The organism is Patiriisocius sp. 208BN25-11 (assembly GCF_058147145.1).
The window spans coordinates 42408-57861 of record NZ_JBYVJY010000004.1 but is presented as its reverse complement, the minus strand read 5'-3'; the positions used below and the strand labels follow the sequence as shown (position 1 = coordinate 57861).

Sequence of the window (15454 nt, the reverse complement as noted above, 5' to 3'; positions counted from 1 at the left end):
CGCCTTTTCTGTTTTAGAATAGGCGCTTTTTTATTTTACAACCTTCTAAAATAGAATTATATTTAACCTATGCTTCAAAAGTATTTCTTTATCGTTTGTTTTTTGTTTGTGAGTAGTCTGTTTGCTCAACAAGAACGTAGTCTAGATTCTATAGATACCAAATACAGAGAAGATCAATTTTATGTAGGTATTACCTATAATTTGCTGTTAAATAAACCAGAGACGGTGCAGTCTCGAGGGCTTACTGGGTCGGTGCATTTTGGATACCTTAGAGATATACCAATCAATAAACGTAGAAATATCGCTATCGCTATTGGAGCTGGCGTTTCTTTTGATGAATACGGAAATACCTTATTTATTGGTGAAACTCCCCAAGAAGAGACCATTTTCACTTCATTAGATGAACGTGAAGTGACCTACGATAGAAATCGTTTTAGTACGGCTAGTGTAGAAGTGCCATTAGAGTTTCGTTGGAGATCTTCTACGGCAGAAACCTATAAGTTTTGGCGTGTCTATGGAGGTGTCCGTTTTGGATATGCGTATTGGCATAAATCTTCCTTTAAACAAGATAACAATGATGTGGTTCAAACAGACATACCAGAGTTTAATAAAATACGATTGGGAGCCACACTTTCTTTTGGATACAACACCGTGAATTTTTATGCCTATTATGGCATTAATCCTTTCTTTGATAATGCACGTACTACCAATGGCACAGAAATAGACATGACTACCTTAAAGTTGGGCCTTCTTTTTTACATGCTGTAAGAACTCCAGTACTAGGTCTAAATCCAAAAGCCAAATAATAAGAATTGCGGGACTGCTCCAATAAAAAAGCCAAAGGCTAATTCTGGATAGGTGTGCGATTTTGTGTGCAATCTAGAAGTAGCTACCAATCCATTTATGATAAAGAACAGTGAAATACCAATAAGTGTATTCACTTTAAAATGAATGCTAAGTCCAATTAAAAAAATGGTTACCCCTGCCACAGCCATCTGATGAAGACTCACTTTAAATTTAAACAACACCAAGAAAAGCGCGGTTAAGGTTGTGAATAAAACTCCTACAAAAAAGTAATATAACTCAATATCATCATAGGGTTTAAAGACCATTTTAAGAATCAACAACACCAATAGACATTGAATCATCAAGGGGTATTTCCTTTCTGAAACGTTCTCTAAATGAATACTGCTTACCGCACCAATATTTTTTAAAAGGAAGAAAGAAATAATAGGTATAAAGGTCGTTAGAATAAGAATAGCATAAACTTTAGCACGCATAAATTCTGGCTCCACAAATCGAGGAGATACGATGTAATAGCATAAAACGCCTAAAAGTGGCATCAATAAAGGATGGAAAATATAAGCCGCAATACGTAAGAATGCATTCATTATATTTCTTTTCTAAGACGTGCTACGGGAAGGTCTAGTTGCTCTCTATATTTTGCAACGGTACGTCTAGCAATAGGATATCCTTTTTCTTTTAAGATTTTTGCTAGTTTGTCATCGGTTAAAGGTTTTCTCTTGTCTTCTTCGCCAATCGTGATTTCAAGGATCTTTTTAATCTCCTTTGTAGAGACATCTTCTCCTTGGTCGTTTTTCATCGATTCACTAAAGAAATCTTTGATGAGCTTTGTGCCATAAGGTGTGTCGACATATTTACTGTTAGCAACTCGAGAAACAGTAGAAATATCCATATTAATGGTGTCGGCGATGTCTTTTAAGATCATTGGTTTTAGCTTACGCTCATCTCCAGTTAAAAAGAACTCCTCTTGTTTGTGCATGATAGCATTCATGGTCACAAACAACGTTTGTTGGCGTTGCTTTATAGCATCAATAAACCATTTGGCCGCGTCTAGCTTTTGTTTGATAAACATTACAGCATCTTTTTGCGACTTAGATTTATCTTTCGACTCTTTATAGCCTTTTAGCATATTGGTGTACTCACGAGATACATGCAGCTCTGGAGCATTTCTACCATTAAGGGTCAATTCTAATTTTCCATCTACAATTTTTATGGCAAAATCTGGTACTACATGCTCAACCATTCTTGTATTACTAGAAATGGTTCCTCCTGGTTTGGGATTTAAACTTTCAATTTCATGAATAGCCTCTCGTAGTTGATCTTCGGAAATACTAAATTTCTGAAGCAATTTTTTATAATGTTTCTTTGAGAAATGGTCAAAAGATTCTTCGAGAATTGATGAAGCTAATGTGACGGAAGCGGTAGGTTCTTTACGTCCCAATTGAAGCAATAAGCATTCTTGTAAATCTCTAGCACCTACACCCGCGGGATCTAGTTCTTGTACTTTTTCTAGTACATGTTCAACTTCTTCTTCGGTAGTGTATACATTTTGTGTAAAGGCTAAATCATCTACAATATCTGCTATTTCTCTTCGTATGTATCCGCTTTCATCAACGCTTCCTACTAAGAATTTTGCAATTTCTTTTTCATTCTCTTTGAGCCTGTAGGTATTTAATTGCTGCATTAAATGCTGCGTAAATGATTGTCCGGCGGCATAAGGCATGTTCGTCTCTTCATCATCTGCACTATAATTATTAGCAGATAATTTATAACTAGGCGTCTCGTCGTCGCTTAGGTAGTCATCTACGTTTATTTCTGTCTCAATAACATCGGTACCTTCGTCATAAGTATCCTCATAATCATCATTAATATCTTCGTCAAATTTTTCGGGCTCTTCTTTTCCGCCTTCAAGTGCAGGATTCTCGTTCATTTCTTGAGAAATGCGCTGCTCAAAAGCCTGCGTGGGCAGCTGTATTAGCTTCATCAACTGTATTTGTTGAGGAGATAATTTTTGAGATAATTTGAAATTAAGATATTGTTTTAACATTGAAAATGATATATACTATAAAGTTAAAAAAAACCAGCTATATACAACGGTACAGAGCTGGTTTTAATATACTAGTTTTAAAAAATAAAGCAAGTTGATTACATTTCTAACAGTTACATTAGGTTTCGTCCCGTAGCTTCGGGAGTGCTCAACTAGACAAAAGACTATTTTTTAGCTATTAAAATTTCAGAATTTAAAAAGCAGCGTTACCTGGAGTTCTTGGATAAGGGATTACATCTCTAATATTCCCCATACCAGTAACAAACAATACAAGACGCTCAAAACCTAGTCCGAAACCACTGTGGGTACAAGTACCAAACTTACGTAAATCTAGATACCAATACAGTTCCTCTTCACTAATATCCATGGCTTGCATTTTTTGCCTTAAGACATCATAACGTTCTTCACGTTGTGATCCACCAACAATCTCTCCAATGCCTGGAAACAATACATCCATGGCTCGTACTGTTTTTTCATCTTCATTTAAACGCATGTAAAATGCCTTGATGGTTGCTGGATAATCAAACAAGATCACGGGACATTTAAAGTGCTTTTCTACCAAGAAACGTTCGTGCTCACTTTGTAAATCTGCACCCCATTCTTCGATAATGTATTTAAATTTCTTCTTTTTGTTAGGCTTACAGCTTTTTAAAATATCAATAGCTTCGGTGTAGCTAACGCGTTTGAAGTTATTGTCAATTACAAAATGCAATTTCTCACGCAGGGTCATTTCTTGACGTTCTGCAGCTGGCTTACTTTTGTCTTCCTGAATAAGTCTGTTTTCAAGGAACTCTAAGTCATCCTGACAATGATCAAGTGCGTATGTAATAACGTACTTTATAAAGTCTTCGGCAAGGTCCATGTTGTCTGCCAAATCGTTAAAGGCTACCTCAGGTTCTATCATCCAGAACTCTGCTAGGTGACGTGTGGTGTTACTGTTTTCAGCTCTAAACGTAGGGCCAAAGGTGTATACCTTACCTAATCCCATAGCATAGGTTTCGGCTTCTAATTGACCACTCACGGTTAGATTGGTTTCTTTTTCGAAAAAATCTTCTTTGTAGTTTACATTTCCGTGGTCATCCAAAGGCGGATTTTTAAGATCTAAAGTACTTACTTTAAACATTTCTCCAGCACCTTCGGCGTCAGATCCAGTAATGATAGGCGTGTGCATGTAGTTAAATCCATTTTTCTGAAAATATTCATGCACCGCAAAAGATAATTTTGAACGCAAACGCATCACAGCACCAAAAGTATTGGTACGCACACGTAAATGTGCCTGCTCGCGTAATTTTTCTAAACTGTGACGCTTTGGAGAAAGTATGGTGAGTTTTACTTCTTCAGGATCTGCGGTTCCTAATACAGCTACTTTGCTCACTTGTACTTCTACCGTTTGTCCTTTTCCTTGACTTTCTACCAATTGTCCAGTAACTTCAATAGCAGCACCTACTGTGATATTTTTTAATGTTTCTTCTTCAAAATTCTCAAAATCGACAACACATTGTATGTTCTTTATCGTAGACCCATCGTTTAATGCAATAAATCGATTGCTTCTAAAAGAGCGTACCCAACCTTTTAAGGTAAGTTCATGTAATGAGGGTTCTTGTTGTAAAACGTGTGCTATTTCTGTGTGTTTCATAGTCAAAAATTCAGGCGATAAAGATAGGTTTTAATTCAGAAATCTAAAATGGAAAATGTCGTATTTTAAAGCGTATTGTTCTCTGTATTTTCTTCAGAAATTTCCTCTTCATCCTCCATGTTTTCAGGTAAGATGGGTAGTGAAGGTTTTCTAAGGGTTTCTTTATTGGCAATGCTCTTCTCGAGCGATAGCAATAAAGAAGGAAGCAGTAATAGATTTGCAAGCATGGCAAAAACAAGTGTTACCGAAACTAGAGCACCGAGTGCTACGGTTCCTCCAAAACTAGAAATAGTGAAAACAGAGAAACCAAAAAACAGGACAATGGAGGTATAAAACATACTCACTCCAGTTTCACGAAGGGCTGCATACACCGATTTTTTAATTTTCCAATTATTGGCAATAAGTTCCTGACGGTATTTTGCCAAGAAATGAATAGTGTCGTCTACCGAAATACCAAAGGCAATGCTAAATACCAAAATGGTAGAAGGTTTAATAGGTACACCTAAAAAGCCCATCAAACCAGCAGTAATAATAAGCGGGAGTAAGTTTGGAAGTAGTGAAACTAAGATCATTCTAAAACTTCGAAACATCCAAGCCATAAACAAGGCAATGAGTAAAATGGCTAGCGATAAACTAATAATAAGATTGTTTACTAAGTATTTGGTTCCTTTTTGAAATACGAGTGCTTTTCCGGTAAAGCTTACATTGTAACGTTCTTTAGGAAATATTTTGGCGGCCTTGGCTTTTAGGTCTTCTTCAATCCTATCAAAGCGTTCGGTGCCCGTATCTTTCATAAAAGTTGTGATACGCGCAAATTGCCCAGTAGTATCCACATAGCTTTTTAGCAAATTGGTGCTGCCTGCACTACTTTTTGCATAGCTTAAAATAAAACTTCGTTCTTGGCTGTTGGGTAATTGATAGTATTCTGGGTTGCCATTATAATAGGCTTGCTTGCTATATTTAACCAGTTCTACAACCGACAAAGAATTCGAAAACTCTGGAAATTCTTCGATGTATTCTTGGAGCTCGTTCATGCGTTTGAGCGTAGCCAATTTCATGACTCCTTTCTTACGCTTCGTGTCTACTAGAATTTCCAAGGGCATAATACCTTCAAACTCTTTTTCGAAAAAACGGATGTCTTTAAAAAAGGCAGTTTTCTTAGGCATGTCTTCTATCATGCTTCCCGATATTTTGATATTATAAATACCAATAATGCTTAAGCATAATACCGAAATAGAAACAATATAAATAGCAATCCTGCGCTTACGCACCATGTTCTCCATCCAATCTACAAAGCGGTTGACCCATTCTCTATTGAGATGTTTTAAATGCTTGTCTTTTGGAACAGCCATATAGCTGTAGATAATAGGAATGATAAACAAACTCAACAAAAAGATGGCAATAATGTTTATGGAAGCCACAATACCAAACTCTTTGAGTAATTGGCTGTTGGTTAAAATAAAAGTTGCAAAACCAGAAGCAGTAGTTACGTTGGTCATCAAGGTGGCATTTCCTACCTTGGCAATAACACGCTGTAAGGATTTAGCCTGATTTCCATGTTGCTTAATTTCTTGTTGGTATTTATTGATTAAGAAAATACAATTGGGAATACCAATTACAATAATAAGTGGTGGTATTAATGCCGTTAACACCGTAATTTCATAGTGAAGCAAACCTAAGACTCCAAAAGACCACATCACCCCAATAATAACCGTTACCATGGAGATAAACGTGGCTCTAAACGATCTAAAAAATAAGAAAAAGATGAGCGAAGTAATTCCTAAGGCAGCAGCGATGAAGATTTCAATTTCATCGACAATGTTTTGAGAGTTCAGTGTCCTAATATAAGGCATTCCTGAGGTATGTACCTTGATGCCTGTTTGATCTTCAAAGGCTTTAATTTTTGGAATGACTTGGTCTTCGATAAACGCTTTACGAACAGGTGTGTTTACAATGTCTTTTTTAAGATATATTGCAGTGCGCACCGATTTTTTGTCTAGACTATACACCAGACCATTATAAAAAGGAAGTTTGGTAAAGAGTTCGTATTGTAATCTTGATAAAGACTCTTTTGTGAAAACAGAATCTTGTATCAGTGGCACCATTTCAAAACGCTCACTGTTTTTTTGTTTTACCAATTTTTGAATGTCTCCAATAGCAAGCGATACTTCTACTTCTGAGGCTTTTTGAAATTCTCTAGATAGATCATTCCAGGCTTTAAAATTTTCTGGAGTAAATAAAGTGCTGTCTTTTACGCCATACACAATGAGGTTTCCTTCCTCACCAAACTGGTCTAAAAAGGCTTTATACTCTTGGTTAATTTCATGGTCATCTGGAAGTAGGTTCGCTTCGGTATAGGTAAAGCGCATGTGTTTCCATTGCATGGCCATAAACACAGTGATTAGTACAATAGCGGCTAGAATGAATGCTCGGTTACGTAAGATAAAACGTGCCGTTGCGCCCCAAAAACCGATGCTAAAAAGTTTATTCAATACCTAGAATTACCTGTGTTTACACAAAAATACCTATTTCTTAGCGGTTATAAAGGATGTGATACCTTTTAACTTAAAATTATATCTAAAGAAATATAATAGTAGCACTTTAGGGAATAAAAAAAGCGACGGTACCGTCGCTTTTTTACTATATATATCCTGTATTAAACAGTCATGATTTCTTTTTCTTTAATACCTAATAATTCATCAATTTTAGCAATGTGAGTATCAGTCATTTTTTGGATGTCGTCTTCTAATCCTTTTTTCATATCGTCACTTACATCTAATTCTTTAATGCTATTCATGGCATTTTTACGATCGTTACGCACTCCAACTTTACTGTCTTCTGCCTCTGCTTTGGCTTGTTTTGCCAATTCTCTACGACGTTCTTCTGTTAGTGGTGGTACGTTTATAATTACAGTTTCCCCATTGTTCATTGGGTTGAAACCAAGATTTGCAAGGTGAATTCCTTTTTCAATTTCTGGAATTAATCCTTTTTCCCAAGGAGCGATAGTAATTGTCATTCCATCTGGAGTTGCCACATTGGCTACTTGGCTTAAAGGCGTCTGACTTCCATAATAATCTACCATTACACTTCCCACCATAGCAGGAGATGCTTTTCCAGCACGAATGTTTACAAACTTTTTGTTTAGATGGCTTACAGCATTGTCCATGGCTTCTTGGGTGCTGTCTATGATAAATTCTATTTCTTCTTCCATACGTAAATCGTGATATTTTCATACCCGCGAAAGCGAGTATCTCGTTAATTGTATCGATTCGGTTTCAAAAACCAGACCAATTCAAAAATAAGCATTTTTATTTTTTCTAAAATATTACAGGTTCACCTTTGTTCCAATCTTCTCTCCAGAGACCACTTTCATTAAGTTTCCGCGGGTATTCATGTCAAAAACAATGATAGGAAGTTCGTTTTCTTGACTGAGTGTAAAGGCAGTTGTATCCATTACTTTGAGTCCTTTTTGAAGTACATCCTCAAAAGTGATAAAATCAAACTTTACAGCATCGTCATTTTTCTCAGGGTCGCTAGAGTAGATACCATCTACACGGGTTCCTTTTAAAATAACATCTGCATTTATTTCTATAGCTCTTAGTACCGCTGCACTGTCTGTAGTAAAGTAGGGGTTACCCGTTCCTCCACCAAAAATAACAACACGTCCTTTTTCTAGGTGACGCACGGCTCTACGTTTGATAAACGGCTCAGCTACTTCATTAATTTTAATAGCACTTTGCAGTCTGGTCTGGATGCCTTCATCTTCTAGTGCTCCTTGCAATGCCAAACCGTTAATTACGGTAGCTAGCATTCCCATGTGGTCTCCTTGTACACGATCCATTCCTTTGCTTGCGCCAGCAACACCTCTAAAAATGTTTCCGCCACCAATCACAATGGCAACTTGAATGCCTTTTTCTGTAATAGCTTTAATGTCTTCGGCGTATTCTTTAAGTCTTTCAGGGTCAATTCCGTATTGGCGATTTCCCATAAGGGCTTCCCCAGAAAGTTTAAGGAGGATTCTTTTGTACTGCATAGTAACGTTTTTGTTGGATGCAAAAATAGGGAAAAAAATAGTATTCAGTAAGCAGGAGCAGTGGTTAGCATTTAAAATTTCAGTAAAAAAAATCCGTCTTTAGTATCACTAAAGACGGATTTGAAATATAATAAGGTTTCAGCTTACGCTAAAGAAACTCTTTTGAATCCTACTACAGTAGCATCACCTTTACTTGCAACGTACTCAGCAACATTTTTCTTTTCATCCATGATGAAGTTTTGGTCTAATAAGCACTGCTCTTGATCTAAGGTAGTGTTATCTGCAACAAAACGCTCTAATTTTCCAGGTACGATTTTGTCCCAGATTTGCTCAGGCTTACCTTCAGAAGCTAATTGAGCTTCGATATCAGATTTTGCTTTAGCCATCACTTCGTCAGTTAGTTGAGACATAGAGATGTATTGAGGAACGTTTTTAAGTGTTTTACCTAAACGACCTAATTCGATATTGTCTTTCTCAATAGCAGCAATTCTAGCTTCTGTTTCACTTGCAACATAAGCAGCGTCAAAATCTTTGTAAGATAATGTAGTAGCTCCCATAGAAGCAACTTGCATCGCAACACTTTTAGAAACTTCAGCACTGTTATCTGCAGCTGCTGACATTCCTACTAAAGCACCAATCTTTTTACCGTGAATATAAGTACCAACAAATGGGGCCTCAAGAATTTCGAAACCACCAATTTCTAGTTTTTCACCAATTACACCAGTTTGTTCGATTAATTTTTCGGCAACAGTCATTCCACCACCAAAATCTGCAGCTAAGAACGCTTCTTTTGTGTCGTAGTTAATTGCAATAGCTGCCATTTCGTTTGCCATTGCAGTGTACGAATCGTTTTTAGCAACGAAATCTGTTTCACAGTTTAAAGACAATACAACACCTCTTGTGTTTGCATCGTTAATTTTAGAAACAACAGCTCCTTCACTTGAGTCACGGTCTGCTCTTTTTTCAGCAATTTTTTGTCCTTTTTTTCTTAGAACAGCAATTGCGTCTTCCATGTTTCCTTCTGCTTCAACAAGGGCCTTTTTACAGTCCATCATTCCAGCTCCGGTTTTTTTTCTTAATTCGTTTACTTGTGCGGCAGTTATTTTTACCATAATATCTTTGATATTTTTCCCGCGCCGGCGGGAATCTTGTTAATAATTGTTTAATTCAAAAAAAGTCGTTTAATAACATTTCAGAAGAAAGACATCAAACGACTCTGTATCTATAGCATCGAGATTTACTCTTCTTCTTTGGTAGCTTCTTTTTTAGCTTCTACCTTTACAGCTTCTTTTTCTTTAGCCGGTGCCGGTGCAGCTTTTGCTTGTTCAGCATTGTCTTTTCCAGCTTTACGCTCAGATAAACCTTCTTTTACTGCATCTGTAACAGCAGTCATAATCTTGTCGATAGACTTTGATGCATCATCGTTAGAAGGGATAATGTAATCGATCACTCTTGGGTCACAGTTGGTATCAACCATGGCAAAGATTGGAATGTTTAATTTAATCGCTTCAGCAACTGCAATGTGCTCACGTGTTGTATCTACTACAAATAATGCAGCAGGCAAACGGCTCATATCGCTAATAGAACCTAAGTTCTTTTCTAGCTTAGCACGTAAACGGTCTACTTGTAAACGCTCTTTCTTAGAAAGTGTCATAAAGGTACCATCTTGCTTCATTCTATCGATCGTTGCCATTTTCTTAACAGCTTTTCTAATTGTAACAAAGTTTGTTAGCATTCCACCAGGCCATCTTTCTGTGATGTACGGCATGTTTACAGTTTTTGCTTTTTCAGCAACGATGTCTTTTGCTTGTTTTTTGGTAGCTACGAAAAGTATTTTTCTACCAGAAGCAGCAATTTTCTTTAAAGCTTCACCAGCTTCTTCGATTTTTGCAGCAGTTTTGTATAAGTTGATAATGTGAATTCCATTACGCTCCATGTAGATGTAAGGAGCCATATTTGGATTCCACTTTCTTGTAAGGTGTCCAAAGTGTACACCTGCATTTAGAAGTTCTTTAACTTCTGTGTTGTTGTCTTTTGCCATTTTGTTTTTAGTTTACGTTCTGTGTGTTTAGATGTCAATCACTTGTACGAGACTCCGTCGCTAAAGCTCTGGAGTACGAAGGGATTTAGATGCTAAACTAATTGTCCCGCCCGGCAGAGCGGGACTAACAGCTTATTTAATAATTGTATTTGTATGAACTTCCCCGCAACATGTGCGGGATGACAATACTAGGTAACTAGCATTATCTTTATTTTAATCTTCAATAGTATGTCGTTGTGCTTGTTGCGGTACCGTAATAAATACGGAGCGACATATAGATAAAAAAAATCTTAACGTTTCGAGAATTGGAATTTCTTACGGGCTTTCTTCTGACCGAATTTCTTTCTTTCCACCATTCTTGGATCTCTTGTTAATAGACCTTCTGGTTTTAAGATTCCTCTGTTCTCTTCATTTAATGTGCACATTGCACGAGATATTGCCAAACGAATTGCTTCTGCTTGACCAGTGATACCACCACCGTATACATTAACTTTGATGTCAAACGTTTTCTCGTTATCTGTCATTGCTAATGGCTGCATTACTTTATAACGTAATGTAGGGGTTGTAAAATAGTTATCAAACTCACGCTTATTGATCGTAATGTTTCCTTTTCCTTCAGATAAGTACACACGCGCAACTGCGGTTTTTCTTCTTCCAATTTTGTGAATAGTTTCCATTACTTCGTTGCGGTGTTAATGTTAATAGTTCTTGGCTTTTGTGCTTCTTGACCGTGGTTTGCATCTGCATACACTTTCAAGTTTCTAAAAATTGCAGCTCCCAATTTGTTTTTTGGTAACATACCTTTAACAGCTTTCTCTACAACGCGTGCAGGATTCTTGTCTTTTAATTCGGTAGCAGTAAGACTTCTTTGTCCACCTGGGTACCCCGTATGGCGAATGTAAGATTTGTCTCTCCACTTGTTTCCTGTTAGTTGGACGTTGCTTGCGTTAATGATAATCACGTTGTCTCCACAATCTACATGAGGTGTAAAGCTTGGCTTGTGTTTACCGCGAAGTAATTTTGCAACTTCACTCGCAAGACGACCCAATGTTTGCCCGTCCGCATCTACTACTAACCACTCTTTTGTAACTGTGGCTTTGTTAGCAGATACTGTTTTGTAACTTAATGTATCCATTATAGTTCTTTGTCTAATTATTAATAAATTATTTCTGTCCCATTCTAAGGGACGGCAAAAGTAGTGTTATTTATTTGAATAACAAACAGTCGTGTAGAAATATTTGACTGTTTTTCTGAAATTTTACAGGGTGTACCATGCATTCCATAAAATAGGTCCATAGACTCCAAAAAAAACCTCCCAGTAAACTGGGAGGGAATAACTATCTAATTCTCCTCAAAATTAGAAAAGTACATATGTTTTTACATTATGTAACCGCTAAGATACTGTATTACTTTGGTATATGAAATACGTACCATATGTAATATTTTACGTAGGGGTACGTAGTGATTTACGGTGTTAAAAAAATCACAATTCACATTTCAATCTGTTACATTTATGTATTAATTGAGTCCTTTAAACATAACAACAACCAAGCATTTAATCTTCATGACTTTTTCACGTCAACTCTTTTTGAGTTTTGCGCTTTGCTTTTTTTGCATAACAGCAGCGCAAACCACAGATATTTCAGAAACCACAATTGCAAAAAGAACCTACACTACAGCGTCTATTGGTGATAAAAAAATCACCATTGACGGCATACCAAATGATGCTGCATGGGATGCTGTTGCTTGGACCACAGATTTTACAGAATGGGAACCCGATAATGCTACCGATCCTACAGAACAAACAAAAATGAAAATTGCTTACGATGAAAAAAACATCTATGTAGCCTTTTTTTGTTATGATAAAGACCCAGATGGTATTGTAAAAAGACTTTCACGTAGAGATGGTTTTGATGGCGATTGGGTGGAGATTAATCTAGGGAGTTTAAACGACGATAGAACTGCTTTTTCATTTACAATTACGGCTGCAGGTGTAAAAGGAGATGAATATATAAGTAATAATGGCGATTTTGATGGAAGTTGGAGTCCTATTTGGTATGTGGCTACAGAGACCAATGAAGAGGGTTGGACAGCTGAAATGCGAATTCCCCTAAGTCAGTTGCGCTTTAGTGCCGAAGAAGAACAAACCTGGGGATTACAATCTACCCGACGCTATTTTAGGAATGAAGAGCGTTCTACTTGGCAATCTTTGCCAGCAAATCCGCCAGGATGGGTTAGTGAATTTGGAATTTTAAAAGGAATTAAAGGCATTAAACCACAACGACAATTAGAAATTCAACCCTATCTAGTTGCGCAACAAGATTTGTACGAAGAAGAAGCTGGCAACCCATTTAGAGATGGTAGTGATACAAAACTAACGGGAGGATTGGATGCTAAAATTGGAATTACAAACGATCTTACCGTTGATCTCACTATCAATCCAGACTTTGGACAAGTAGATGCCGATCCGGGAGCCATAGCACTCGACGGATTTGAAATTTTCTTTCAAGAACGCCGCCCATTTTTTGTTGAAAATAAAAACATTTTCGATTATCGTATCAGTGGTAATGCAGACAATTTGTTCTTCTCTAGAAGAATTGGAAGGAGTCCGCAAGGATTTTCTTCTTCCAACAGCGCTATGGGAGAGTTTGCAGATGTTCCAAACAACACCACAATTTTAGGAGCTTCAAAATTTAGCGGAAAAACCAAAGATGGATGGGCTATTGGTATCCTAGAAAGTGTCACGGCAAAAGAGTTTGCAGAAGTTGGATTAGATACAAGAGAAGATGTAGTTAGCTCTTTAGAAGCCGCAGGAGAATTAGGAGAAGAACGAGAAGAACTGGTAGAACCTTTAACCAATTATTTGGTGGCTAGAGTGCAAAAAGACTTTAATAACAACAATAGTTTTATTGGAGGCATACTTACAAGTGTACATCGTAATATGGATGAAAATGTTTCCTTTTTACATACACAAGCCTACAGCAGCGGCCTCGATTTTAGACATAACTGGAAAAACAGAAACTACTACCTCGAGGGTAATTTTGTTTCAAGTACCGTTCGTGGAAATCCAAGTGCCATTGCCAGAACACAACAATCTATTGTGCATTTGTTTCAGCGTGTAGATGCAGATCATGTGGAAGTAGATCCCACAAGGACCTCATTAACAGGAACAGGTGGTAAGCTAGGTTTTGGAAAAAGTGGTGGCGGAAATTGGCGCTATAATGTGGGGGCTACCTATCGATCTCCTGAGCTAGAATTGAACGATATCGGTTTTTTAAGAGAAGCAGATAATATAAGGCAATGGGCTAATGTTCGGTATTTATGGCAAAAACCTACAAGCTGGTACCGCAGGGCAAATGCTAGAGTAGCACAGTTTACGACCTACGATTTTCAAGGTAATTATAATAGGATACAGTATGATTTCAACGGAAATATTAACTTTATGAACAACTGGTTTGTTGATGGAGGGTATTTTCATAAACCCAGAATATTTATCAATAGTTTTTTGCGTGGCGGACCCAGATGGCGCTTTAGTGATGAAAATGGAGGCTTTTTCTTTTTCGGAACCGATGAGCGAAAGAAGTTAAGAACCAGTGCTGGGGTTATTGTATCTCAAGCAGCGCAGGATAACTTTTCATTTTTTCAAGTGGAAGGAAGCATTGACTACCAGCCGACCAATGCCTTGAGTATTTCATTGCGCCCAGAATATTCTGTAAATCCTAATAAGACCCAGTACGTTTCTCAAGCCGATAATAATGGAACAACCCGATACATCACTGGAGAAATTGATCAAAGAACATTGAGTGCAACTCTGCGTGTTAATTATACGATCAATCCTAATTTGACCATTCAATATTACGGACAGCCGTTTATAGCGAAAGGGAAGTACAGTAATTTCAATTATGTTACCGATGCAGATGCAGAAAATCTAAATGATCGTGTGCAATTATACACCTCCGATCAAATTTCATTTAGTGAACAAGAAGGGGCTTATTTTGTTGACGAAGATGGAGATGCTACCACAGATTATGGTTTTGGAAATCCAGACTTTGCCTTTGTGCAATTCCGAAGTAATTTGGTAGCCCGTTGGGAATACATTCCAGGATCAGAGTTATTCTTAGTTTGGTCTCAAGGCATCACAGGTTTTGGGGAAGCCGCAAATGATTTTGACACCTTAATTGACAACCAACTACTCAAAGCAAAACCAGAAAATACCTTTTTGATAAAGTGGACCTATCGTTTTGTGTTATAAGAAAGATTTTTTTGCAACAAAATAAACCTTGGCTCGTTTATTGTTTGGTGGAATGTTCACTAAATAAAAAAAATAGTATGAAAAAGTTTATGAGTATGCTTGCAATCGCTTTAGTAGTTGCTTCTTGTGGAAATGATGATGATACATCGGCTCAAACCGATGCAACAATTGTTGGTACATTTGTACTAACAAGTTCTAATTCTCCTTTTAATGATGATTATAACGGTGATGGGACTACTTCTACAAATTTATTAGATGAGGTGCCTTGCCTAACTAACACCATCACTTTTAATGCAGATGATACGTACACTGTTACTGCAACAAATTTAGTAGTAGAAATTGATGGAAATGGAGCTACTTCTGCGGGCTGTGAAGGTCCTTTTGTAGAAACTGGAACCTATACGTATGTAGCCAACGAACTTGAGCTTACTTCAATCACTACAACAGATCCTGATGGTGACTCTGATGTTGAATTTAACAATAACACAACTATTGTCACCTCAACCGGAATGACCATTACAGTAGATACTGGATTTGGAGATGCCGTGTTTGTTTTTGACAGACAGTAAGTTTTTAAATTTTATTCAATAAAAATCCCAAACGTATTCATTTCGTTTGGGATTTTTTATTTCAAGCTGCCA

The 15454-nt window shown here is 37.2% G+C and carries 13 protein-coding genes; 3 read left to right on the top strand and 10 right to left on the bottom strand.

Going from position 1 to position 15454, the window contains the following annotated elements; genetic code table 11:
* Positions 1-69: 69 nt before the first annotated feature.
* Complete coding sequence (locus ACY2RS_RS06860) at positions 70-768, top strand: porin family protein (RefSeq protein WP_490097889.1); 699 nt, start codon at positions 70-72, stop codon at positions 766-768.
* 17 nt (positions 769-785) lie between these two features.
* On the opposite strand, the gene ACY2RS_RS06855 is transcribed toward ACY2RS_RS06860, so the two are convergent.
* The 10 genes from ACY2RS_RS06855 to rplM form a co-directional block, all read right to left on the bottom strand.
* Positions 786-1391 (bottom strand): hypothetical protein, encoded by a 606-nt coding sequence (locus ACY2RS_RS06855; RefSeq protein ID WP_490097888.1) that lies wholly within the window; start codon positions 1389-1391, stop codon positions 786-788.
* A complete protein-coding gene (rpoN, locus tag ACY2RS_RS06850) occupies positions 1391-2851 on the bottom strand; it encodes an RNA polymerase factor sigma-54 (RefSeq protein WP_490097887.1) in 1461 nt (486 codons plus the stop codon). The genes ACY2RS_RS06855 and rpoN overlap by 1 nt, the downstream gene beginning before the upstream one ends.
* A gap of 193 nt (positions 2852-3044) precedes the next feature.
* The gene (gene asnS / locus ACY2RS_RS06845) at positions 3045-4487 is read right to left on the bottom strand and encodes an asparagine--tRNA ligase (RefSeq protein ID WP_490097886.1); all 1443 of its coding nucleotides are present in this window, start codon (positions 4485-4487) and stop codon (positions 3045-3047) included.
* Positions 4488-4552: 65 nt separating this feature from the next.
* On the bottom strand, positions 4553-6979 hold the full coding sequence (locus ACY2RS_RS06840) for an efflux RND transporter permease subunit (protein WP_490097885.1): 2427 nt from the start codon (positions 6977-6979) through the stop codon (positions 4553-4555).
* A gap of 164 nt (positions 6980-7143) precedes the next feature.
* Positions 7144-7698: a ribosome recycling factor gene (gene frr, locus ACY2RS_RS06835; RefSeq protein WP_490097884.1), complete on the bottom strand. Its 555-nt coding sequence runs from the start codon at positions 7696-7698 to the stop codon at positions 7144-7146.
* A 114-nt stretch (positions 7699-7812) separates the two neighbouring features.
* Positions 7813-8520, bottom strand: a complete 708-nt coding sequence (gene pyrH / locus ACY2RS_RS06830) for a UMP kinase (RefSeq protein WP_490097883.1) — start codon at positions 8518-8520, stop codon at positions 7813-7815.
* Between the two features lie 143 nt (positions 8521-8663).
* Positions 8664-9632: a translation elongation factor Ts gene (gene tsf, locus ACY2RS_RS06825; RefSeq protein ID WP_490097882.1), complete on the bottom strand. Its 969-nt coding sequence runs from the start codon at positions 9630-9632 to the stop codon at positions 8664-8666.
* Between the two features lie 125 nt (positions 9633-9757).
* On the bottom strand, positions 9758-10561 hold the full coding sequence (gene rpsB, locus ACY2RS_RS06820; RefSeq protein ID WP_490097881.1) for a 30S ribosomal protein S2: 804 nt from the start codon (positions 10559-10561) through the stop codon (positions 9758-9760).
* A gap of 290 nt (positions 10562-10851) precedes the next feature.
* Positions 10852-11238, bottom strand: a complete 387-nt coding sequence (gene rpsI / locus ACY2RS_RS06815; protein ID WP_490097880.1) for a 30S ribosomal protein S9 — start codon at positions 11236-11238, stop codon at positions 10852-10854.
* The gene (gene rplM, locus ACY2RS_RS06810; RefSeq protein ID WP_490097879.1) at positions 11238-11696 is read right to left on the bottom strand and encodes a 50S ribosomal protein L13; all 459 of its coding nucleotides are present in this window, start codon (positions 11694-11696) and stop codon (positions 11238-11240) included. Before rplM ends, rpsI begins: the two co-directional genes overlap by 1 nt.
* 429 nt (positions 11697-12125) lie before the next feature.
* Here rplM and ACY2RS_RS06805 point away from each other — a divergent pair, with 429 nt between their 5' ends.
* Together ACY2RS_RS06805 and ACY2RS_RS06800 are read left to right on the top strand one after the other, a co-directional pair.
* Positions 12126-14813 carry a DUF5916 domain-containing protein gene (locus ACY2RS_RS06805; RefSeq protein WP_490097878.1) on the top strand — a complete coding sequence of 896 codons (2688 nt, stop codon included), beginning with the start codon at positions 12126-12128 and terminating at the stop codon, positions 14811-14813.
* 77 nt (positions 14814-14890) lie between these two features.
* Positions 14891-15382 carry a hypothetical protein gene (locus ACY2RS_RS06800; RefSeq protein WP_490097877.1) on the top strand — a complete coding sequence of 164 codons (492 nt, stop codon included), beginning with the start codon at positions 14891-14893 and terminating at the stop codon, positions 15380-15382.
* Positions 15383-15454 lie beyond the last annotated feature (72 nt).

What these genes read in the sequence shown, in the direction of transcription:
- ACY2RS_RS06860 (WP_490097889.1), top strand. Translation starts at nt 70, where the DNA reads ATGCTTCAAAAGTATTTCTTTATCGTTTGTTTTTTGTTTGTGAGTAGT.
- ACY2RS_RS06855 (WP_490097888.1), bottom strand. Translation starts at nt 1,391, where the DNA reads ATGAATGCATTCTTACGTATTGCGGCTTATATTTTCCATCCTTTATTG.
- rpoN (WP_490097887.1), bottom strand. Translation starts at nt 2,851, where the DNA reads ATGTTAAAACAATATCTTAATTTCAAATTATCTCAAAAATTATCTCCT.
- asnS (WP_490097886.1), bottom strand. Translation starts at nt 4,487, where the DNA reads ATGAAACACACAGAAATAGCACACGTTTTACAACAAGAACCCTCATTA.
- frr (WP_490097884.1), bottom strand. Translation starts at nt 7,698, where the DNA reads ATGGAAGAAGAAATAGAATTTATCATAGACAGCACCCAAGAAGCCATG.
- pyrH (WP_490097883.1), bottom strand. Translation starts at nt 8,520, where the DNA reads ATGCAGTACAAAAGAATCCTCCTTAAACTTTCTGGGGAAGCCCTTATG.
- tsf (WP_490097882.1), bottom strand. Translation starts at nt 9,632, where the DNA reads ATGGTAAAAATAACTGCCGCACAAGTAAACGAATTAAGAAAAAAAACC.
- rpsB (WP_490097881.1), bottom strand. Translation starts at nt 10,561, where the DNA reads ATGGCAAAAGACAACAACACAGAAGTTAAAGAACTTCTAAATGCAGGT.
- rpsI (WP_490097880.1), bottom strand. Translation starts at nt 11,238, where the DNA reads ATGGAAACTATTCACAAAATTGGAAGAAGAAAAACCGCAGTTGCGCGT.
- rplM (WP_490097879.1), bottom strand. Translation starts at nt 11,696, where the DNA reads ATGGATACATTAAGTTACAAAACAGTATCTGCTAACAAAGCCACAGTT.
- ACY2RS_RS06805 (WP_490097878.1), top strand. Translation starts at nt 12,126, where the DNA reads ATGACTTTTTCACGTCAACTCTTTTTGAGTTTTGCGCTTTGCTTTTTT.
- ACY2RS_RS06800 (WP_490097877.1), top strand. Translation starts at nt 14,891, where the DNA reads ATGAAAAAGTTTATGAGTATGCTTGCAATCGCTTTAGTAGTTGCTTCT.